Source organism: Imperialibacter sp., assembly GCF_048007035.1.
GTDB lineage: Bacteria > Bacteroidota > Bacteroidia > Cytophagales > Cyclobacteriaceae > Imperialibacter.
Map to the genome: position 1 here is coordinate 3,125,376 of NZ_CP180355.1, position 20,152 is coordinate 3,145,527.

The 20,152-nt window shown below is 46.0% G+C and carries 19 protein-coding genes and 1 pseudogene; 6 read left to right on the plus strand and 14 right to left on the minus strand.

The window, feature by feature from the left end:
• Positions 1 to 146: 146 nt before the first annotated feature.
• Positions 147 to 749 (minus strand): DUF1223 domain-containing protein, encoded by a 603-nt coding sequence (locus tag ACMVP2_RS13450; RefSeq protein ID WP_416868048.1) that lies wholly within the window; start codon positions 747 to 749, stop codon positions 147 to 149.
• A gap of 130 nt (positions 750 to 879) precedes the next feature.
• Between ACMVP2_RS13450 and ACMVP2_RS13455 the strand changes: the two genes are divergently transcribed.
• The 3 genes and pseudogenes from ACMVP2_RS13455 (at position 880) to ACMVP2_RS13465 (ending at position 3,813) form a co-directional block, all read left to right on the plus strand.
• The gene (locus ACMVP2_RS13455; RefSeq protein ID WP_339784725.1) at positions 880 to 1,212 is read left to right on the plus strand and encodes a PadR family transcriptional regulator; all 333 of its coding nucleotides are present in this window, start codon (positions 880 to 882) and stop codon (positions 1,210 to 1,212) included.
• 3 nt (positions 1,213 to 1,215) lie between these two features.
• Positions 1,216 to 1,401: pseudogene (locus ACMVP2_RS13460) on the plus strand (permease prefix domain 2-containing transporter); the annotation flags it as partial.
• Between the two features lie 45 nt (positions 1,402 to 1,446).
• On the plus strand, positions 1,447 to 3,813 hold the full coding sequence (locus ACMVP2_RS13465) for an ABC transporter permease (RefSeq protein WP_416868201.1): 2,367 nt from the start codon (positions 1,447 to 1,449) through the stop codon (positions 3,811 to 3,813).
• A gap of 41 nt (positions 3,814 to 3,854) precedes the next feature.
• Here ACMVP2_RS13465 and ACMVP2_RS13470 read toward each other — a convergent pair whose 3' ends face one another.
• The 10 genes from ACMVP2_RS13470 to ACMVP2_RS13515 form a co-directional block, all read right to left on the minus strand.
• The gene (locus tag ACMVP2_RS13470; protein ID WP_416868049.1) at positions 3,855 to 4,385 is read right to left on the minus strand and encodes a DUF4190 domain-containing protein; all 531 of its coding nucleotides are present in this window, start codon (positions 4,383 to 4,385) and stop codon (positions 3,855 to 3,857) included.
• A 189-nt stretch (positions 4,386 to 4,574) separates the two neighbouring features.
• Complete coding sequence (locus ACMVP2_RS13475; protein ID WP_416868050.1) at positions 4,575 to 5,174, minus strand: DUF4190 domain-containing protein; 600 nt, start codon at positions 5,172 to 5,174, stop codon at positions 4,575 to 4,577.
• An 82-nt stretch (positions 5,175 to 5,256) separates the two neighbouring features.
• Positions 5,257 to 5,712 (minus strand): beta-carotene hydroxylase, encoded by a 456-nt coding sequence (locus ACMVP2_RS13480; RefSeq protein ID WP_416868051.1) that lies wholly within the window; start codon positions 5,710 to 5,712, stop codon positions 5,257 to 5,259.
• A gap of 25 nt (positions 5,713 to 5,737) precedes the next feature.
• Positions 5,738 to 6,583, minus strand: a complete 846-nt coding sequence (locus ACMVP2_RS13485; protein WP_339784731.1) for a 4-hydroxy-3-methylbut-2-enyl diphosphate reductase — start codon at positions 6,581 to 6,583, stop codon at positions 5,738 to 5,740.
• 21 nt (positions 6,584 to 6,604) lie between these two features.
• Positions 6,605 to 7,300 carry a lycopene cyclase domain-containing protein gene (locus ACMVP2_RS13490; RefSeq protein ID WP_339784733.1) on the minus strand — a complete coding sequence of 232 codons (696 nt, stop codon included), beginning with the start codon at positions 7,298 to 7,300 and terminating at the stop codon, positions 6,605 to 6,607.
• Positions 7,300 to 8,142: a phytoene/squalene synthase family protein gene (locus tag ACMVP2_RS13495; RefSeq protein ID WP_416868052.1), complete on the minus strand. Its 843-nt coding sequence runs from the start codon at positions 8,140 to 8,142 to the stop codon at positions 7,300 to 7,302. Before ACMVP2_RS13495 ends, ACMVP2_RS13490 begins: the two co-directional genes overlap by 1 nt.
• Before the next feature lie 10 nt (positions 8,143 to 8,152).
• Complete coding sequence (locus ACMVP2_RS13500; protein ID WP_416868053.1) at positions 8,153 to 9,631, minus strand: phytoene desaturase family protein; 1,479 nt, start codon at positions 9,629 to 9,631, stop codon at positions 8,153 to 8,155.
• A gap of 3 nt (positions 9,632 to 9,634) precedes the next feature.
• Positions 9,635 to 10,147, minus strand: a complete 513-nt coding sequence (locus tag ACMVP2_RS13505) for an RNA polymerase sigma factor (RefSeq protein WP_151996237.1) — start codon at positions 10,145 to 10,147, stop codon at positions 9,635 to 9,637.
• 212 nt (positions 10,148 to 10,359) lie between these two features.
• Positions 10,360 to 11,253, minus strand: coding sequence for a MerR family transcriptional regulator (locus ACMVP2_RS13510; RefSeq protein WP_339784740.1), 894 nt, complete (start codon positions 11,251 to 11,253; stop codon positions 10,360 to 10,362).
• Positions 11,254 to 11,351: 98 nt separating this feature from the next.
• Positions 11,352 to 11,975 carry a carotenoid biosynthesis protein gene (locus ACMVP2_RS13515; protein ID WP_339784742.1) on the minus strand — a complete coding sequence of 208 codons (624 nt, stop codon included), beginning with the start codon at positions 11,973 to 11,975 and terminating at the stop codon, positions 11,352 to 11,354.
• Positions 11,976 to 12,080: 105 nt separating this feature from the next.
• Here ACMVP2_RS13515 and ACMVP2_RS13520 point away from each other — a divergent pair, with 105 nt between their 5' ends.
• Positions 12,081 to 12,383, plus strand: coding sequence for a DUF4286 family protein (locus ACMVP2_RS13520; protein WP_151996240.1), 303 nt, complete (start codon positions 12,081 to 12,083; stop codon positions 12,381 to 12,383).
• A gap of 92 nt (positions 12,384 to 12,475) precedes the next feature.
• Complete coding sequence (locus ACMVP2_RS13525) at positions 12,476 to 14,044, plus strand: serine hydrolase domain-containing protein (RefSeq protein WP_416868054.1); 1,569 nt, start codon at positions 12,476 to 12,478, stop codon at positions 14,042 to 14,044.
• Positions 14,045 to 14,051: 7 nt separating this feature from the next.
• Here ACMVP2_RS13525 and ACMVP2_RS13530 read toward each other — a convergent pair whose 3' ends face one another.
• The 3 genes from ACMVP2_RS13530 to serS all read right to left on the minus strand — a co-directional run bounded on the left by ACMVP2_RS13530 (position 14,052) and on the right by serS (position 18,087).
• Positions 14,052 to 14,501 (minus strand): GNAT family N-acetyltransferase, encoded by a 450-nt coding sequence (locus tag ACMVP2_RS13530; RefSeq protein WP_416868055.1) that lies wholly within the window; start codon positions 14,499 to 14,501, stop codon positions 14,052 to 14,054.
• A 110-nt stretch (positions 14,502 to 14,611) separates the two neighbouring features.
• Positions 14,612 to 16,750 (minus strand): prolyl oligopeptidase family serine peptidase, encoded by a 2,139-nt coding sequence (locus ACMVP2_RS13535; protein WP_339784750.1) that lies wholly within the window; start codon positions 16,748 to 16,750, stop codon positions 14,612 to 14,614.
• A gap of 62 nt (positions 16,751 to 16,812) precedes the next feature.
• Positions 16,813 to 18,087, minus strand: a complete 1,275-nt coding sequence (gene serS, locus ACMVP2_RS13540; RefSeq protein ID WP_416868056.1) for a serine--tRNA ligase — start codon at positions 18,085 to 18,087, stop codon at positions 16,813 to 16,815.
• 263 nt (positions 18,088 to 18,350) lie between these two features.
• On the opposite strand from serS, the gene rho reads away from it, so the two are divergent.
• A complete protein-coding gene (rho, locus tag ACMVP2_RS13545) occupies positions 18,351 to 20,084 on the plus strand; it encodes a transcription termination factor Rho (RefSeq protein WP_317489424.1) in 1,734 nt (577 codons plus the stop codon).
• The last annotated feature ends 68 nt before the right edge of the window (positions 20,085 to 20,152 follow it).

A 20,152-nucleotide genomic window follows, 5' to 3' on the forward strand; every position in this document is an offset into this window, starting at 1 on the left:
AGCAATGATGGCCAGGTCATTTTTATTTTGGAGGTAGGCAATTATGGAACTGTCTTCGGGTTCCAAACCGTTTGGCAAGGAAAATGAAACTTCTCCAGCCGCTTCTGCCGCCACTGTTTGAAACTCCGCAACAACGTTTTTGTGGGTCAGTGTTCGTCCTTTGTTCTCTCCCTTGCAACATGGTTTTCAACCTCATTTTTTACCAGGGCGATATTGATCAATGCCTGGTTAGGTACTTTGTCCAGGGCATATTTTACCAGGAGCTCTCCGCCGTTTTCAACCACTGAAACTTTTAGCGAATAGCCTCCCGGTTTAGCCAAAGCAGTTTTGATGGCGCTATCCGCCTCCTTCCGGGAAGAGCCCACGAATTCAACTTTTCCATTGACCACCATTTGGGGGGTGTAGACATTGCCAGCCTTTAGTTGGTTGACATAGTTGCCTTGCCGAACGTTGTAGGCCGAACTTGCATATGGATCTTTCCAGCCAAGGTAGTCCCAGTAACTTACATGAAAAGACAAGCCGAAGACGGGCTCACCTCTGGCAGCAGCTTCTTCAATAATTGAATTAAGAAGCTGGTCTGCGGCTGGGCAGCTGGAACAGCCTTGTGATGTGAAAAGCTCTAACACAGCAAAGGTTCCGCTGCTGGAGGTAGAAATTAGGGACTCTTTTTCAACAAACGGCTTCGAAGTTAGAAAAGCAGCGATGCCAGTTGCCAGCACGACGCCAATAGCAATTGTCCACTTTTTCATATTTGAAGGTACAAAATAGAGGCCTGATATGCTGTAAGCCAGCCGACAATCGTGCACTGCTAAAGATTTTATAACCTCTTCAATTAGGAATTTAATATGATAACCTCTACATTTCGGAAAAATATAAATTATGAAGAAAACACAGCTAGGGGAATTTGAGGAAATTGTGTTGCTGACTATTGCTGTATTGCATAACGACGCCTATGGTGTGTCGATTAAGAATGAGCTGGAGAGCAGACTGGGTTATGGTACCAGCGTGGGGGCGTTGCAAACAGCACTGAAGAGGCTGGAGGAAAAAGGCTATCTCGACTCTGCATGGGGCGAAACCTCCAATGTGCGTGGAGGCAAGCGGAAGAAGTATTACAAAGTTACGGCGTCTGCCCAAAAAGCTTTGCAGGAGATCAAAGACATCCGTGCCCAGCTGTGGTCTGAGATACCTTCGATAGTTTTAAAATTTACGTAAGCCATGAGATCCCCCCAATTTGTTCCGCCTCGCTTACCGATGCGATTTTTTAGGGCAATCTGTAAAGCAGATTTTCTGGAAGAGATTGAAGGGGATCTTTTGGAAATATACGAGCAAAAGGCTCTGGAAAATTCTCCGGGAAAATTGAAATGGCTCTTCATTTGGGAGATCGCCCGACTCATCCGACCGAAACTTTTAAAGTCAGTTATTCCGTCATCAGTAAATCCATTTTTTATGTTTCAGGATCATCTAAAAGTAAGTTTCAGAAATCTGAAGAAGTACCGTGCTTATACCCTGATCAACCTTTTGGGCCTTTCGCTGGGTATCGCTGCTTCGGTGTTGTTGTTTCTGGTTGTGAGGTTCGAGCGCTCGTTCGACAACTTCCATGCGAACAGTGCACAGTTGTATGTAGTGGGCGAGAGCGAAGCGGGTGGCAAGCCCTACTTTCAAAGCAAAGTGCCCTTGGCTTCTAAATTAAAGGAAGATTTGCCTGAAGTAGTACTGTCTACACGGTACGGCGGCTGGAACAGTCCGTGGCTCGAAACCAACAATGGAAGAGTTCATGAAGTCATCAAACTTGTCGATCCTGATTTTGCGTTGATGTTTGACTTTAAAGTCAAAGAAGGAGATTTGCAACAGACGCTGTCGACAAAGGATCAGTTGGCAATTACTGAGACGGTCGCAAAAAAATTGTTTGGTTTTGAGCCCGCCGTAGGCAAGCAAGTTCAGGAAAGCCAGTCAAAAAAAACCTGGTTAGTCGGGGCGGTTTTGGAAGATTTGCCATCAAACAGCAGCATGCAGTTTGATGTGCTCACAGGATGGGACAACAGGCCTGAATGGCTGATGGATCCAGATATGGCCAACTGGTACAACACCTTCATGCCGGCTTTTGCCATGCTGGAAAAGGGTGTGACGCCGGAAAGGATTGATGATAAACTAGCAAAAATTGTGGCAGATAATTTTGCGAACAAACAACAGGATATTGCCATTGCCCTGTTGCCGCTGGCTGCCTACCGAACTGTGGATACAGACAATGCGTCGATTGTTAATCTGCTCGCTATAGTGGCAGTGATAATAGTTTCTATAGCCTCGGTCAATTTTATCAATATGGCCACGGCACAGGCGCTTGTCAGGATCAGAGAAGTAACGATAAGAAAGGTGCTTGGCTCAAAGAGACAGCAGCTCATATCGCAGTTTATCATTGAGTCGCTCATGGTGAATTTTTTAGCGGCAGCATTAGCCTGGCTGGTCGTTTACCTGGCACTCCCTGGCCTTGAAGAAAGGTTTTCAATAGAACTGCAACTTACCACGCTTGACTATTTCAATCTCATTGGAGTCTCCCTGATGCTTGTCTTTTGCCTGGGGCTCCTCAGTGGGCTGTTCCCTTCTTTTTATGCCACTTCCATTAAGCCGAAGGAAGGCCTGAATGGAGCGGGTTCCGTGGGGAAATCGGGCGATGTCGTGCGAAAGTCTTTGCTGGTCTTCCAGTTCGCCGCTTCAATTTTTATGATGGCAGGAACACTGGTGGTTTGGAAGCAAATTCAATTTATGAAAGAGCAAGACCTCAATTTTGCTGACGACCAGTTGCTGGCTATCTCAGTTAATTCCGAAAACTTTAGTGATTCGGAGAAAGCGCTCAAACGAATCAAGCTTTGGCAGGATGAGTATAGGTCGGTGCCCGGTGTTGGCTCTGTCAGCTTTGGACACAATGTGCCAGGAAGATACTGGGATAATTACAATCGGTTGACTGATAAAGATGATGCTCAAAACGGGCTACACATGAAGCAGGCCTACGTAGCCAGCAACTATTTTGAGACACTCGGAGTGAAATTTGTGGAAGGCCGGAGCTTCGACAGAACCCTGGCCAGCGACTCCAACGCAGCGGTTATTAACAGGAAAGCAATGGAGGCCTTGGGCTGGGAGTCGATAGAAGGGAAGTACCTTTGTGATGGAGGGGAAGCCGGATGTACCCTTGTAAAGGTGGTGGGTGTAACAGAGGATTTTCATTATCAATCGCTAAAAAATGATATCGAACCGCTTATGCACTACCCCATCCAGGACTTTTTCAACTTTGTAGTCATTCGGTTTGAGCCAGGTAAAACCCAGGAGGTGCTTGCGAGGGTGGAGGCCGACTGGCAGGAGTTGCAGTCTTACGAGGGTCTCGACTACTTTTTTGTTGACCAGGAATTTGCCGACATGTATGCCGAGCAGGAACGAATTGGCTTTTCTGCCGCACTTTTCTCAATACTGGCATTGATCATTGCATCGCTTGGCCTGTTTAGTGTGGCCTCGTTCATGACCCGGCGAAAACGAAAGGAAATCAGTATCAGAAAAGTAATGGGTGCATCGCTGAGCGAGTTGGCGGTGTCGTTAACGAAGGGTTATTTACTACTGGTGGCGATAGCTTTCGTGATTGCCATTCCCGCAGCGTATTACCTGATGGACGAATTCCTCCAGGGCTTTGCTTACCATATAGCTTTGGATCCGGCAATATTCGTGGGTGCTGGTGGACTCGTTTTGTTGTTTGCCCTGAGCAGCGTTGGCCTCATTGTGTTAAGAGCGGCGAAGGAAAATCCGGTGCTGGCTTTGAGGGATGAGTAAATGGCACTGTGTTCCAGATCAGCAAATGACTACCCAACGGGCTACTGATTCAAGACATAACCATAGAAAGCAAACAGGGCGACTATCGACAGCACAAGGGTGCCGATGCTCATTCCAAACAGAGCCATGCCATAGCCACTTTGGTTCTCCTTTCTAATGCGCTGAATGGCAATCAGTCCGATGGTTAGGGCTGAGGCGGCAGCGGCTAAGAACAAAAAAGAAGCAAGAGCGGGGTACGAAATAGGTAAAAGGAACAGTGCAATAGTGGCCAGTGCAGAGAAGAAACTTATTTGTGCCAAACTGCTGGTTTTTTGAATGGTGCTATTTCTGGGAGACAGTTGAGAGGTGTCCCTTTTGAGGATTTCTGGGTCGATCGGTACAATGGATGAATCAGAGGCGCTTCCCGCAAGGCCCAGACTCAGGTTTTTAGCTTTGAACTCCGGCGAGTATAGCGATTCTTTTTCCTGGTCTTTTTCGAAATACGTCAGCGTGTCAAAAAAGGGGTCTTCCTCCTCAGCGCCCGGGATAAATTCATTTGAATGAAATTTTTCGGACTTTTTTGAAAAATGCAAGTGAAATTGATACGGTTTAGGTGCTTTGCATTGCGTCAAAATTACTAAGAAAAGCAAACTAACTACTGTCAACCTCATTGTGCGTGTTTATTTCGCAAGCAAAATAGTAAATGGAAGCACATTTTCAGCACTATATAGAGCGTGGCTATTTCAAAGTTTTGTTCCCTCGCTGTAGAGGGCAATAAATTTCTACGGCCAAATCGGAGGAGCCTTACTAATCTGTATGAGTGCTAAAATAGCTAGAATAAACGCCAGCCCCCCTGCAGATATTCCGAAAATGGCTAAATGCTTGCCCATTTCATGATATTTTTTGATCTGAGGGAGCGAAATTATGCCGGTTGCTAAGGATATAATCGCCATGGAGAGGCCCAATATGACACCTATGGGCGATGAAAATGGTAATAATAAAAACACGTAGAAAAGTATGAGCCCAATGGCAGAAAAAAAGGTCACGTGTGCAAGCGCATTGGGCTTCAGGTCGTCCTGATTGGGGTTGGCCCATGCATCATTTTTTGGTTGTTCTTTGTGTGAAGAGCTAATCAAGAAAGATTTTTTAGAAGAGGTGGAAACCTTTTTCTGGCTTCCTGGACTTTCATGAAGTGAATACAGACTGTCACCATCTTGCCCACTCTCAAGGTTCTCGGGTGTAGTGGCATTCGGGATGAGAGAATCGATGGCTGCATTTTGGTAGTCTACATTGTTTAATGCAGAGGCACGGAGTTGCTCGTAGGTGCTGGCAGGTGGAGGTGAGAATCTATAATAGCTTCTGGACTTGCACTGAGTCAACAAAAAACCAAAAAGTAGAAATGGAATAATATGCCTCATTTGACAGGCAAAATACAGTCAAAAAGGAAAAATAAGTGCTTTAATGTTACTTTATTTCCTTGTCATATTTCTTCGGCGCATACAAAAACCCAAAAGCTCTTGCTCCTTCTTTCGTGTGCACTTCGTGGTGTACGTGGTGGGCATGCATGATCCGCTTCATGTATTTGCTTTTGGCTTTGTACTTGATCTTGATCCGCCGATGTACAATGATGTCGTGAAAAATGAAGTAAAAAAGCCCGTAGGCCAGAATGCCAAAGCCAACAAACATTAGCCACCGAATTTCGGGAAATTCAGATCCCAGGACTATACAAGCGATGGAGGGAATGCTGAACACCAGGGCAAACAGGTCGTTGCGCTCCAGTGTGTGGTTGTGCAGCTTGTGGTGCGACCTGTGCCATGTCCACAAAATGCCATGCATGATGTATTTGTGAGTAAACCATGCTACTGCTTCCATAAAGAAGAAAGTGCCAATGACTAGAAAGGTGTAGAACAACCAGATCATTTCAAGAATTTCACTACAAAGATAATCAATAGGTCAGCAACTCGTCTCTTACTGACTCCATTAGCCACATGGGTGTGGACGTGGCACCGCAAATGCCAACCGTGTCACCAGGTTTAAACCATTGTTTCTCCAGCTCCGCAGCGTTGCTGATAAAATGAGTGTCAGGATTGGTGTTTTTGCATACCTGATAAAGCACTTTGCCGTTCGACGACTTTGTGCCTGACACAAACACAATCTTGTCAAAATGCCGGGCAAAGTCTCTTAATTCCTTGTCTCTGTTCGACACCTGTCGGCATATCGTATCATTCGGGTTCACTCTGATGCCTGCCTCCGTGAGCATGCGAGTAATTTCGTAGAACTTATCCGTGCTTTTGGTAGTCTGGCTATACAGCGTCAATTCCCTTGGCAGCGAAGGGATGTCCAGTTCAGCGATATCCTGAAAAACTACTGCCTCGTTGTTGGTCTGGCCAAGCAGTCCGACTACTTCGGCGTGACCAGGCTTGCCATAGATGTAAATCGTTTCCTTTTTGTCGAAAGAATTCTTGATCCTGTTTTGAAGCTTGAGTACCACAGGGCACGACGCATCTATCAGCTCCAGGTTGTTGTCAACAGCCAAAGAATAGGTCGATGGCGGCTCGCCATGCGCCCTGATCAACACTTTGGCGTCCCTGATATCACCTAACTCGTCGTGATTGATGATCTTCAGCCCTTTCTTTTCAAGCCGTTTCACTTCCTCGTCGTTGTGTACAATATCGCCAAGGCAAAACAGACGTCCTTCCTCCTCCAGAATGTCTTCCGCCATTTCTATGGCATACACCACTCCAAAGCAGAAGCCAGAATGAGGATCGATATTTACACGTAGGTTCAACATACTTTACTTAACCACCTAACCTCAATTATGTTTGAGACCAAATCTCGATTTAAAGAATTCGTAATAGGTAATGTTCATGAGCAACAGCAGCAGCGCATACACCATGTCTTCAACAGGTATCGTCCAAATTCGTATTCCGACATTTTCCGCATTGTTGTACCAAACAATAGGTGCCTCAGTCACTCCCCCAGTGAGGATGCCATTGACCAGCAGAAAGGGGATAAGATGGATGAGGTATGCCACAAAGAAATGCCCCAGGTAGGCAGACTTTAATAAAAGCCCCTGAGCAAGCAGCAGCAGCCCACCGAACAGAAAACTGTAGAAGGTGTAGTCTCTGTGTATGTTAAGAGCGGCCAGAATTATCAAGAGGACACCCAGCAGAGTCGCCAGCCAGTTTAGCTTTACGTTTAGCCTATTTCCTGTGTCAAAATAAATTACACAGTCATAAATAAATACTGAAGCGAATGGGACGGTGAAAAAGAAGAGCCACTCTTCAATGGGAAGATGAAATAAAAACAGCCCGGTGAGGTAATCGGCGTTGAAGCCCCAGACGCCATCTTTTGTGAAGATGACATCCCAAACAATAAAGAAACCGGCAGTTAGAATAATGCCGGGAAATAATGCCTTCCATCTGGAGGCATAGGCAATTCTTGGTTCGAATGACCTGACGAGGGGAAATGAGATCGTGGCAATATGTAGCCAAAGATAGAGAGACATCAGAAGCTGTTTAAACTATGCTTTAGGTAGGTTTGGAACAGCAAAATGATCTTCTTCGAGTCTGGTATTCTTATCCTCTCAGTCATGATTCTGGCAACCGGCAGCCTTTTAATCTTGCTGAAAAGCGTCAGGTAGTACACGTAAGCCAGGTACACGCCAAGCCGGGCTCCCTTGGGCAACCTTTTGATGCCTTCATAGGCAGCGTCGAAGTCCTGCTGAATGTCTGATTCAATCTGAGCCTTGCTTATTTGTGAGAAATTATTGAAGTCTACACCGGGAAAATAGGTGCGTCCTCTTTCTTTAAAATCGCTCTTGATGTCTCTTAGAAAATTCACCTTTTGAAAGGCGGCGCCCAGCCTTCGGGCAGGCATTTTTAGCGATTGGAATTGCTTGTCATCCCCTTCGCAAAACACTCGCAGGCACATGAGCCCAACTACCTCTGCCGAGCCGTAGATATACTCCTGATAACCACTTTCGTTGTACTCATTCTGGAGAATGTCCATTTCCATACTGTGCAGAAAGGCGTCGATCAGTTCATTTTCGATCTTGTATTGATTGACAACTGCCTGGAACGAGTGCAGGATAGGGTTGAAGCTTAGTTTTTCATCAATAGCATCGTAGGTGTCTTTTCTAAATCTTTCCAGCAGGGCCTTTTTGTCGTGGTCATGAAAGGTATCCACTATTTCATCAGCATATCTCACAAAGCCGTAAATGGCGAACACAGGATCTCTGAATTTTTTGTGCAGTGTTTTAATACCAAGGGTGAAAGACGTGCTGTAGCGCTCTGTCACCAGCTGGCTCACTTTTAATGCAGTGCTGTCAAAAAGATCTATGTGGTTCATAGTGTTACTATTATCTGACAAAGTCTTTTTTTATTTCATTGGCTACTACCTGGCCGGAAATAAGCGTCGGGGGCACACCCGGGCCGGGTACTGTTAATTGCCCGGTATAATATAAGTTTTTCAAATACCGATTTTTCAACGAAGGCTTCAGAATCGCCGTTTGTTTCAAAGTATTGGCGAGGCCGTAGGCATTTCCTCTGAAAGCGTGGTAGTCCTTTATGAAATCGTTGTGTGCATAGCTTTGTTTAAATACCACATGGTTTTTCACTTCCTGCCCGATTAAAATCTCCAGCCTGTCCATGATGATATTGTAGTATTTTTCCCTCGTTGCTTCATCATCTTTCAGGCCTGGTGCTACCGGGATGAGCAGAATAAGGTTTTCGCAGCCTTTGGGGGCCACAGTATCGTCTGTTACCGAAGTGGCAGATAAATAGAATAAGGGATTACTTGGCCAATCCGGCGTTTCATAAATTTCTTTCGCATGAGGGCCAAAATCCTCGTCGAAGAACAGCATGTGATGGGTAATGTTTTTCAGTTTCTTGTTCAGCCCGATGTAGAACAATAGGCTGGAAGGAGCCATGGTTCTTTTCTCCCAATATTTTGGGCTATAATTTCTGTGCTCATAGTCGAGCAGGTGCTGGTCTACATGGTGGTAGTCGGCACCGGCCACCACCACATCAGCTTTGAAGGCACCTTTGGCGGTAAGCACACTTTCAGCTTTCCCATTCTTTGCCACTATTTTCTCCACTTCATGGTCAGTCAGGATCTTCACACCTTTCTCCTCTGCCAGGCTAACCATTGCCTCAATCACTTTATACATGCCTCCCTCCGGGTACCAGGTGCCCAGCGACATGTCGGCATAGTTCATCAGGCTGTACAACGCCGGTGTGTTTTCTGGTATGGCGCCAAGAAAGAGCACCGGGAATTCCATCAGCCGGATGAGTTTGTCGTTGGTAAAGAATTTTCGGACGTGACTGTGCATACTTTGAAACACATCCATCTTTACCAGTCCCTTTAAGAGCCGGGGGTCGATGAACTCGAGCAATGAGCGGCTCGGTTTGTACACAAGGTCATTGATGCCAACTTCATACTTGTATTCTGCCTGGGAAAGAAAGGCCTGCAATTTTTTCCCGGCGCCCTTTTCAAGTGATTCAAAAAGAGCCTCCAGTTCACTCATTTTGGCAGGCACCTTCATGTGGTCATCCTTATCAAACACCACGGTGTAAGACGGGTCGAGCCTTTTTAAATGGTAGTAGTCGGAGGGCTTCTTGCCGAAAAGCGCAAAATACCGATCAAAAACATCAGGCATCCAATACCAGGAGGGGCCCATGTCGAACATGAAGCCATCGGCTTCAAGCTTCCTTGCCCTGCCTCCAATCGTTTTATTTTTTTCTAGTAAAATGACATTGTGGCCCTGATCAGCCAGACAAGTGGCTGCTGATAGCCCTGCAAAACCTGAGCCGATAACGCAAATATCCAGTGCTGGCATAAATTAGAAGCTGTGAGCGTAAGGAGTCAATTTAGCCTTTAATTCCTTGCGGGCAATGTGGATACGGTTTTTAACAGTGCCAATCGGTATTTGAAGCTTGTCTGCAATCTCGTGGTACTTGAATCCCCGGAAATACATCATGAACGGGCTCTTGTATACATCATCTACGTTGTTCAGCGCTTGTTCAATGTCCTCCATTGTAAAGCTGGAATAGGCATCGTTTTGCACACTGCTCCCTGATGAGTTGATGTAGTGCAGATTATCAGTTGTGTCTATGAAGGTGTTCCTTCTCACCATTCTTTGGTAGTTGGTAATAAAGGTGTTCTTCATAATTGTGTATAACCATGCCTTGATATTGGTGCCGGGGGCAAATTTTTCACGGTTTTTGAATGCCTTCAACATTGTTTCCTGAATGAGGTCATTCGCATCTTCCATGTCCCTGGTTAGTTTCAGTGCGAATGGTTTCAATGATCCTGACATTTCTTTGAGAGTGTAATTGAATTCTAAAGCCGTCATATCGTTCAGTTATTTTGTTTAATCAAAACTACAAACTATTAAACAAACAACAATGTTTTGTTTAATTTATTTTTAAAATAGTTAAACAAAATTATTAGGCAAGACAGAGTGATCCCATACGAAAACCGAAGCACAGCATGCGGTTTTTTACCTGTCGATACATGTGTATCCTGTTTTTTTGAAAAAAAAGAAGACTGAGGGCTTTGAGAATACTACGCTTCGGCGCTATGTTCTTCAACAAAACTCGTGATCTGCTCGGAGCGAGTAAAAATGATCACATTGTCGGGGGTTTGGATATCCTGTCCTATTACCTGATACCCGGACAGAAGAATGGTTGACTCGGGGAAAAGTCCCGAAAGCTTATTGACATAGCCTTGCACCTGGTCGATGCCAGGAACCGATGTGAGAATGGAAAGAATAAATTCGGGCTTGTGCAGGTTATAAACAGACACCAGATCCTGAAGAGGTAGCGACTGCCCAAGGTAAATGCTTTTATTGTGCCTGGATCTGATCACATAGTCGGCAAAAAGAAGGCTCAACTCATGAAGCTCACCTTCCGGAAGATAAAGGAGGTATTTGGTTGCATTTGAAGGGTCCGACGAATATTGTCCGTCAATGGCAACTATCAGCTTTTGACGGATCAGGTTCGAAATGAAATGCTCCTGTGCGGGATTGATACTTCCGGTTTGCCAAAGGATGCCGATTTTAGAGAGAAATGGATAGACGATATTAAGCATCGTCTTTTCGAATCCTAGCTTTAGAATGTTAGACGACATGATTTTTTCGAACCTGTCTTCGTCCATATCAATCATCGCTAACGTGAGTGCATGGATTTGCTCAGGAAAACGCAGGTGTTTGTCGGTAAGGGCCAGAACTTCCTCAGCAATTTCCTGAGAGCTCATGTCAGCGATGTGAGAAATCTTGAATCCGTTGTCTTTCAACAGCGAAACATTGAGGATAAGCTTCAAATCGAGATCGTCGTAGCTCCTTATATTGGTTTCGGAGCGGCTGGGCTTGATAAAATTGTACCGTTGCTCCCAAATCCGGATGGTATGGGCTTTGATGCCAGATAAATGCTCGAGGTCTTTGATTGAATAGTTGCTCACTTACTTAAACGTTATCGCACTCTAATTTAAACGTGATCTTATAATCGGTTTATGATGAGACAAACTTAATGCTCAACTAAAATGTTTGAAAAACTTTGTTAGCCCAGGTAGCCGACCAGCGCAAAGAAAGATGCCTGAGACAAAATAACGTATTGGGCTAGCTCATTTTTGTTTTCAAAACCAAAATGGTGAAGTATGCTATGGAGCACAAAGGCAAGTGCTCCCCAGCTCACATAGTTTTGAATAGGAATGCCAGACCCCTGCCAGCTCCAGTAGTCCGACATGATAGCAACCGGCTCCAGCAATATATCCAATCCCACCATCAGCAATGCACCAGCCAGTGATGCCAGCCACTTGTTGTTGATAGAGCGTGTAAGAGAAGCTGTACATACTACCAGTATCAGCCAGTTGGTGCCGATAAGCAAAGGCACGCCGAAGAGCTTGGGCCCCAATGTGGCTCCGTATTCGTAACTTCCGAATGGCCAGCCGGTTTGTACGCCAACTACCTCACTAAAAAAGGCCATTAAAAAACACAGCAATGCATAGGCGTAGAAGGGAGGGGTTTTGTTTTGCTGAAAAATGACCACAAGCGCTGCCACTATCAAAAGGTTGAGAGGCGTCAGTTGCCTCATCAAAGGTGCCCACGCTGGCAACAGCATGCCAATAGTGCCAACCACATGAAGTACCACAATTACCAGTGCCGCCTTGTTTTTACTGCTCATTACTCAAAGTTAGAAAGGTAAACTTGCCGCTGCTTGTTTGGTTTGAAAATAGTACAGAATTTGCCAACTTGTTTAACAGTCTACCCCTGCTGAAGGGCTGAATTTATGGTATTATACAACGTCACGGTTAATATAGAATCAGTAGTTGAAGACGAATGGCTGCATTGGATAAAGTCCATCCATGTGCCAAAAGTAATGGCTACGGGAATGTTTGTTGAGAGCAAAATATTCAAGCTATTGCACGACGAAGGGGACGGAAGTGCCACATACAGTGTGCAATTTTTTGCTGCCTCTGTGAAACAGGTAAACGAATATCTTGAAACATACGCACCAGCCCTGGTACAAGCTCATATGGAAAGGTACAAAAACAAACACGTAGCTTTTCGAACGCTGATGGAGGAGGTGTAGTAATTGCTGTTCTGCCCTTGCACCATCCCATTGCTAATCAAAGGAAGTAGTAGTAGTTTTATTAGCTAAATTCACTCTATACTACTTTCGTTATGATCAAGCAGTTCAATATGAAGGCCCTTTATGGGGCATACCTGTTTTTTCTTTTTCTTGCCGCCTGCGAAAAGCCTGTAGAGGAAAAAATTATTGACCTTCCAAGGGGCGTTCCGGAAGCAGAGGGCGTACCCTCCTCCAGTATTCAGGCCTTTCTTGAATCAGCTGACACCAGCAAGCACGAATTCCACAGTTTCATGTTTCTGCGGCACGGAAAAGTGATCGCCGAGAGCTGGTGGAGCCCCTATGGCCCAGAGCTGCCGCACACCATGTACTCTACAAGCAAAAGCTTTACTTCAACAGCCATTGGGTTTGCTGTTACGGAAAAATTGCTGACTGTCAACGACTCGGTTATTTCGTTTTTCCCAGAATATGTTACTGATAGCGTGAGCGACTTCATGGCCGCCCTCACGGTCAAAGACCTGCTCACCATGTCGGTGGGGCAGGATCCAGACCCGTCGGCCACCATACCTGGCGACAGCCTCTGGGTAAAGTCATTCCTTTACACGCCCATCATCAACAAGCCTGGAACTAAATTTCTCTACAATTCGATGGCTACTTATATGCTGTCGGCTATTGTAACCAAAGTAACAGGGCAAAAAGTCATCGACTATTTGAAATCAAGGCTGTTCGATCCTTTGCATATTCAGGGGATCGATTGGGAGACTGATCCGGCGGGCAACAACACAGGTGGCTGGGGGCTAAGGTTGAAGACGGAGGACATGGCTAAATTTGGACAACTTTTGCTCCAAAAAGGTAAGTGGAACGGGGAGCAAGTCCTTTCAGAGGAGTGGATAACGGAAGCAACTTCTTTCAAAATACAGCAGTCGCCGGAGCTGCCGGCAGAAACCAAAGCAAAAAGTGACTGGCTGCAGGGTTATTGCTACCAGTTTTGGCGGTGCCGTAACAATGCCTTTCGGGGCGATGGTGCTTTTGGTCAATACATTATCGTGATGCCTGATCAGGACGCAGTCATTGCCATTACGTCGGAAACATCTGATATGCAGGGAATCTTAAACATGGTTTGGGATCAGTTGCTTCCGGCCATGTCTGACGACGAGCTACCGGTTGACGCTGCTGCAGTGGCATCTCTGGAAAGAAAAGTTGCTTCTCTGGCGCTCCTGATGCCGTCGGCAGATTTAGCGTCTACCATGGAAGGGGCGCTGTCAGGCAAAGTATTCGAGCTTGACTCGAATGGAAGAAATATGGAGAGCATAAGTTTCCAGTTTGGATCGGCTGGAAGTGATGTGGCTTTGAAGTTTAAAAATGACACCTATAAGATTCCTATTGGCTGGGGAGAGTGGAAGTATTCGCAAACTAAAAGACCCGGGCCCTACCTTGTGGCCAGGGCAAAAAATGCTTTGAATGGTCTGCCTCCATTCAAAGTTGCTGCGGCTTATTCCTGGAAAGAAGAGAATGTGCTGGAGTTAACGTTGCGATATATTGAAAGCCCTCATACAGAGACAATCACCTGTACTTTTGAAGGGGAAGACGTCATACTTGATTTCAAATGGAGCTTTGCGCCCACCATGAAGCCTCCGGTGATAGCGGGAGAGCTGGTAGAATAAGTGATTGCTAAAAATCGAGGTGACAGTTGAGCCAGCCGTTGTCAAACCTTGCGCCGTATTTTTTGTAGAAATTGATGGCAGGTTCGTTCCAGTCGAGCACCTGCCACATCATGCCTGTGCAATTGGTTTCCTTTCCTTTTCGGATGGTGGCATCAAATAGCTGCTTACCAATTCCACTTCCCCTTTCCGACTGGGTCACAACGATGTCTTCGAGATAAATCCTCTTGCCTTTCCAGGTTGAGTAGCGGTAATAGTACAAGGCAATGCCGATAATGGTTGCGCCTTTCTCCGCCACAAAAAAGCCGAAGACCGGATGCTCGCCAAAACCATCGGCTGCCATTTGTTCAACGCTGTTATCGACCTGGTCTAATGCCTTTTCGTATTCTGCCAGCTCCTTCACCAGCTCCAGTGCTTGGGCCAGGTCTTCAATTTGACCTTCACGTATTTTTATTTCCATGCCTGATAAAAAGGTAGGTATTACCTCAAATGTATAGACATCCCAGCCTGAATGAAATAAAAAAGGGACCAAAATGCCCCTTTCAGTTAATACATCAAGCCAGCGGCTATTTACATCGCTTTTTTGGCCACTTCAGGCACAACACCCATGTTGTACCAGGTAAAAGAGTAGAGATCAGCGGCCTCTTCTATAATTTTGGAAGTTGGCTTTCCGGCCCCATGACCTGCTCTGGTTTCAATTCTTATCAACACCGGATTGTCGCCAGCCTGCTTAGCTTGCAGCTGAGCGGCAAACTTAAATGAGTGAGCAGGCACCACCCTGTCGTCGTGATCAGCTGTGGTAACCAGGGTCGCAGGATACTTTACACCTTCTTTCACATTATGAACAGGAGAATAGCCCAGAATATACTTGAACATCTCTTCTGATTCTTCTGAGGTTCCATAATCGTAAGCCCAGCCGGCACCTGCCGTGAAAGTGTGATAGCGAAGCATGTCCATAACGCCTACTGCAGGGAGCGCCACCTTAAATAGTTCCGGGCGTTGCGTCATAGTGGCGCCCACCAGAAGGCCTCCGTTGGAGCCACCTGCAATAGCCAGGTAGTCGCTGCTGGTATAACCTTCTTTGATCAGGTACTCGGCTGCACCGATGAAATCGTCAAACACATTTTGTTTTTTCATTTTTGTGCCAGCCAGGTGCCATTCTTCGCCGTACTCACCACCGCCACGGATGCTGGGCTGCGCATAGATGCCACCATTTTCCAACCACACAATCCTCGAAACACTGAAACCTGGCGTCATACTGATATTGAACCCGCCATAGCTGTAGAGGTAGGTGGGGTTCTTGCCGTTTTTTTCAAGCCCCTTCTTATAAGTGATAAACATGGGGATTTTCGTGCCGTCCTTGCTGCTATAGAAAACCTGCTCGGTGGTGTAATCTTCAGGGTTGAAGTCGACCTTCGGTTGCTGATACAGGGTGGATTTTCCTGAGGCAATGTTATAAGAGAAGATCGAACTTGGATAAGTGAATGAGGTAAACGTGTAATAGATGTCGGTGTCACTTTCTTCGCCTCCAAAGCCGTAAATGCTTCCGATGCCAGGCAGCTTTACGTCTCTTTCCAGTTCGCCTTTCCGGTTATATTGTTTGATTTCGGACTTGGCATCTACCAGGTATTCAGCAAAAATCTTCTTCCCGGCAGTGCTGGCGCTGAGCACATTTTTGGTTTCGGGAATTACATTTACCCAGGTGGCTGGCGTCGGGTCAGCAAACGAGGTCTTCACAATCCTGTTGTTGGGGGCGTCCAGGTTAGTGAAGATAAATAAGGTCTCTCCGTCGTTGTCAATCACATAGTGGTCTTTGTCCACATTGTTTACAATTGGCTTAATCGGGCTATTAGGAACCGTTAAATCCTGAATGTAGAGTTCATTGCCGGTTGTGCTAACAGAAGCAGAGATAACCAGGAAGCGCTCGTCTTCCGTCAGGTTAGCTCCCACGTAGCGTCTTGGAAATTCGGCCCCACCCAGAATCAGCTTGTCGCTTGCCTGAGGCTCGCCGAGCTTGTGGAAGTACAGTTTATGGTGCTGTGTCTTACCTGAAAGCACGCTCCCATCTTTAGGTTTGTCGTAGCTGCTATAATAGACACCTTCGTTGCCTTTCCATGAAAAGCCTGTGAACTTCAAGTCTCTCAAAGTGTCTCCAACAAGCTCTTTCGTGGCGGTATTAAAAAGCACACCCTTTCTCCAGTCAGAGCCGCCATCTGACAGCAACATACCGGCAAGTGAACCGTCTTTAGAAAAGCTCAGGCCTGCAAGCGACACCGTGCCATCAGCAGAGAATGTATTGGGATTCAAAAACTCTTCGGGTTCGTCTCCAAGATTTTTCACCCGGTAAAGGACGTTCTGATTTTGAAGCCCATCATTTTTATAGAAATAGTAGTAGCCGCCACGCTTGAACGGAGCGTACACTTTCTCATAGTCCCAAAGCTTTGTAAGCCTCTCTTTCACGGCTTCCCTAAAGTCGATATTGTTCAGGTAGCCAAAGGTCACTTTGTTTTCAGCTTCCACCCATTGAGCGGTGGCAGCCGACGTGTCGTTTTCCAGCCATCGGTAGGGATCTTCTACTTTTGTGCCGAAGTACTCATCAACATGTGCTACCTTTTCGGTAGTAGGGTAAATGACAGCCTCTTCTTTCGGGGGCTGTGAGCAATAGCTGACAAGGCCGGCTAATACGACAAGAATGGATGATTTTCTCATGGTTGAATGGGTTAAAGGGATAAAAAAAGCCTGAAAGGTTGGTTTCAGGCTTATGCGTTAAATTATTTCTTGATCATATTGAATCCTGTATACGGAACCAGCACCTTCGGAATCTTGATCCCGTCGGGGGTCTGGTTGTTTTCCAGCATGGCTGCCAGTATTCTTGGCAGGGCCAGGGCACTTCCGTTCAGCGTGTGAAGCAGTTCGGTCTTTTTGTCCACCTTGCGTCTCAGCTTGAGCCTGTTAGCCTGGTAAGTCTCAAAGTTAGATACAGAGCTTACCTCCAACCATTTTTTCTGTGCCGCAGAGTATACTTCGAAGTCGAAGGTAAGCGCAGAGGTGAAGCCCATATCACCTCCGCACAGTTTTAGGATGCGATAGGGAAGCTCCAGGTTTTTAATCAACCGCTCAACATGGTTCTTCATTCCGTCGAGTGCTTTGTACGACTCCTCAGGCGTGGTTACCTGTACTATTTCCACCTTATCAAACTGGTGGAGTCTGTTTAGACCACGTACATGCGCACCCCAGCTGCCAGCCTCTCTCCTGAAGCAGGGCGTGTAGGCCACATTCTTTACAGGCAGCTCTTCATCAGCCAGAATTACGTCCCGGTAGAGGTTGGTAATGGGCACCTCCGCTGTTGGGATAAGGTACAAGTCATCGGCGGTGGCGTGGTACATCTGTCCCTCTTTGTCGGGTAGCTGGCCCGTTCCGTAGCCTGATTCTTTGTTGACCACGATGGGGGGCCTCATTTCCAGATAGCCTGCGTCCAATGCCTGATCAATGAAGTAATTGATCATAGCACGCACAATTCTGGCCCCTTGTTTCTTGTAAACAGGGAAGCCGGCCCCGGTTATTTTTATACCAAGGTCAAAGTCGATGATGTCATACTCCTTAATGAGATCCCAATGTGGCTTGGCGCTTTCCGGCAGCTTGGGTAGCGTGCCTACCTGAAAAACCACTTCATTGTCCTCGGCTGTTCGCCCTTCGGGCACGCTTTCGTGCGGCACGTTGGGAAGCTCATAGAGTTTATTTGTAAGCAGCTCTTCAGTTGACTCCAGGTCACTGCCTAATTTCTTGGAAGTTTCTTTAAGCTCCGATGTCTGCGATTTGATCTTCTCAGCTGCTTCTTTTTGGCCGCTTTGCATCAACTGCCCGATTTGCTTGGCCAGTTGGTTGGCTTCTGCCAAAGCTACGTCCATCTCGGTTTTCAGAGATTTCCGCTTGTCGTCCAGAGCCAGCACCTCGTCAATCTTTTCGTTTACCTCTTTCAGTCCCCTTTTCTTGAGGCCTGTCAGAACCTTTTCTTTATTAGCACGTATTTCAGAAACTTGTAACATTATGCCTAATTAGTTAAGTTTGCAAAAGTAAGAGATTTACAAAGAAATATTCAGGCTGGTTCCCGCTTAAATTCTCTTGTGTCTCCAGCGGTCTTTTTTCAGCAATTACTTGTTATTAATGAATGCTTAGCATATAATTGCGGCGTCATTTTCCGACAAACCTCAGGCCGTTTCTCATTATCAATTTTGTTTTAACGGAATCGTATCTCGACCTTTTTTTGTAACCACTTCATTTAGAATATTACTATCTCAATTCATAGTTTATGTATAGCATTGACGACCTTAATGTCCGTCTTCTTTCAGAATTAAAAGACATCGCAGAAAAACTTGGAGTTCCCAACTACAAAAAAGCTGCAAAACAAGAATTAGTCTACAAAATCCTCGATCACCAGGCGGTCATGCCAGAAGAGGAAGTTTCCAAAATAAAGAAGTCAGATAAGGCCGCTACCCCGGTAGCCGCAGCTCCGGCCCCGGAGGACAAACCGAAGCCTGCCCGCCCGCCAAGGGAGGACGATAGAAGGCCTAACAACAAACCGAAGATTCGCAGGGAGAATGTGGTAGCAAAGGACGCAGCCAAGCCTGCTGAAGGCAAATCGGATGATCGTCCAAAGAAGAGAGAGGTAAGCAGTGCTGATGAACTTCTTCAGTCTTTCAATCTTGAAACTGACGACGATGACACATCAGCGAAAGAGGTGGTAGAAGAAGGCAAGAAGGTAGAAAAAGAAATATCTAACGACTCGAGAGGCGAACTTAGAGAAGACACGAGAAATCGTGAAGACAGAGGTGACCAACCTGGCAGAGAAGACAAAGGCGATCAAAAAGAGCAGCGTGCTCCATTTAAGCCCAAAAGAAATTATAACACTAATATCAAAGAGTTCGACGGTATTATAGTTAACGAAGGTGTGCTGGAAATCATGCAGGACGGCTATGGCTTCCTTCGCTCTCCAGACTACAACTACCTGGCTAGCCCTGATGATATATATGTGTCGCCGTCTCAGATTAAGCTATTTGGCTTAAAAACTGGCGATTCTGTGAAGGGGCAAATCAGGCCCCCAAAAGAAGGAGAAAAGTATTTCGCCTTACTAAGAGTAGAAACCGTTAACGGTAAAACAACTGAAGAAATACGTGACAGGGTTTCCTTTGAATACCTGACACCGCTGTTCCCGGAAGAGAAGATAAGACTAAGCTCGCCTAAGAGACCTGATCACTACTCAGCCAGAATTCTCGACTTGTTTGCTCCAATTGGAAAAGGACAGCGTGGAATGATTGTGGCACAGCCAAAGACTGGTAAGACAGTGCTCCTTAAGCAAATTGCCAACGCCATTACTGAGAACCATCCTGAAATTTACCTGATAATACTCCTTATTGACGAACGTCCTGAAGAAGTAACCGACATGGCTCGCAGTGTGCATGCTGAGGTTATTTCATCAACTTTTGATGAGCAGGCCGACCGTCACGTGAAGGTGGCGAGCATTGTTCTTGAGAAGGCTAAGAGAATGGTGGAATGCGGACACGACGTTGTTATTCTTCTTGACTCGATTACTCGTTTGGCCAGGGCTTATAACACAGTGGTTCCTTCATCAGGCAAAATACTTTCCGGTGGTGTGGACGCTAATGCACTGCATAAGCCTAAGAGATTCTTTGGTGCTGCCAGAAATGTAGAGCATGGTGGTTCGTTGACCATTATTGCAACTGCATTGATTGAGACAGGCTCTAAAATGGACGAGGTTATCTTCGAAGAATTTAAAGGTACTGGTAACATGGAACTGCAATTGGATCGCAAGCTATCCAACAAGCGAGTGTACCCTGCTATTGACGTACCTGCATCCGGAACTCGTCGTGAAGACCTGCTCATGGAAAAAGACGAGCTATCAAAGGTTTGGATACTGAGAAAATACATGTCTGACATGACTTCTCAGGAGGCGATGGAATTCCTTCTTGACAAAATGAAGGGGACTCAGAACAACGCCGAGTTCCTGATCTCGATGAACGGATAAAAAATAGAGACTTATAAATTGAAAGAGCGGCCTACAACCGCTCTTTTTTTGTGCCCTTCTAAATCTAA

Excerpts from the sequence above, each read along its gene's own strand:
- ACMVP2_RS13535 (WP_339784750.1), bottom strand. The coding sequence starts at position 16,750 with ATGAGAAAATCATCCATTCTTGTCGTATTAGCCGGCCTTGTCAGCTAT.
- ACMVP2_RS13485 (WP_339784731.1), bottom strand. The coding sequence starts at position 6,583 with ATGTTGAACCTACGTGTAAATATCGATCCTCATTCTGGCTTCTGCTTT.
- ACMVP2_RS13450 (WP_416868048.1), bottom strand. The coding sequence starts at position 749 with ATGAAAAAGTGGACAATTGCTATTGGCGTCGTGCTGGCAACTGGCATC.
- serS (WP_416868056.1), bottom strand. The coding sequence starts at position 18,087 with ATGTTACAAGTTTCTGAAATACGTGCTAATAAAGAAAAGGTTCTGACA.
- ACMVP2_RS13530 (WP_416868055.1), bottom strand. The coding sequence starts at position 14,501 with ATGGAAATAAAAATACGTGAAGGTCAAATTGAAGACCTGGCCCAAGCA.
- ACMVP2_RS13490 (WP_339784733.1), bottom strand. The coding sequence starts at position 7,300 with ATGTCTCTCTATCTTTGGCTACATATTGCCACGATCTCATTTCCCCTC.
- ACMVP2_RS13455 (WP_339784725.1), top strand. The coding sequence starts at position 880 with ATGAAGAAAACACAGCTAGGGGAATTTGAGGAAATTGTGTTGCTGACT.
- ACMVP2_RS13520 (WP_151996240.1), top strand. The coding sequence starts at position 12,081 with ATGGTATTATACAACGTCACGGTTAATATAGAATCAGTAGTTGAAGAC.
- ACMVP2_RS13465 (WP_416868201.1), top strand. The coding sequence starts at position 1,447 with ATGTTTCAGGATCATCTAAAAGTAAGTTTCAGAAATCTGAAGAAGTAC.
- ACMVP2_RS13495 (WP_416868052.1), bottom strand. The coding sequence starts at position 8,142 with ATGAACCACATAGATCTTTTTGACAGCACTGCATTAAAAGTGAGCCAG.
- ACMVP2_RS13515 (WP_339784742.1), bottom strand. The coding sequence starts at position 11,975 with ATGAGCAGTAAAAACAAGGCGGCACTGGTAATTGTGGTACTTCATGTG.
- ACMVP2_RS13500 (WP_416868053.1), bottom strand. The coding sequence starts at position 9,631 with ATGCCAGCACTGGATATTTGCGTTATCGGCTCAGGTTTTGCAGGGCTA.
- ACMVP2_RS13480 (WP_416868051.1), bottom strand. The coding sequence starts at position 5,712 with ATGATCTGGTTGTTCTACACCTTTCTAGTCATTGGCACTTTCTTCTTT.
- ACMVP2_RS13505 (WP_151996237.1), bottom strand. The coding sequence starts at position 10,147 with ATGACGGCTTTAGAATTCAATTACACTCTCAAAGAAATGTCAGGATCA.
- ACMVP2_RS13525 (WP_416868054.1), top strand. The coding sequence starts at position 12,476 with ATGATCAAGCAGTTCAATATGAAGGCCCTTTATGGGGCATACCTGTTT.
- rho (WP_317489424.1), top strand. The coding sequence starts at position 18,351 with ATGTATAGCATTGACGACCTTAATGTCCGTCTTCTTTCAGAATTAAAA.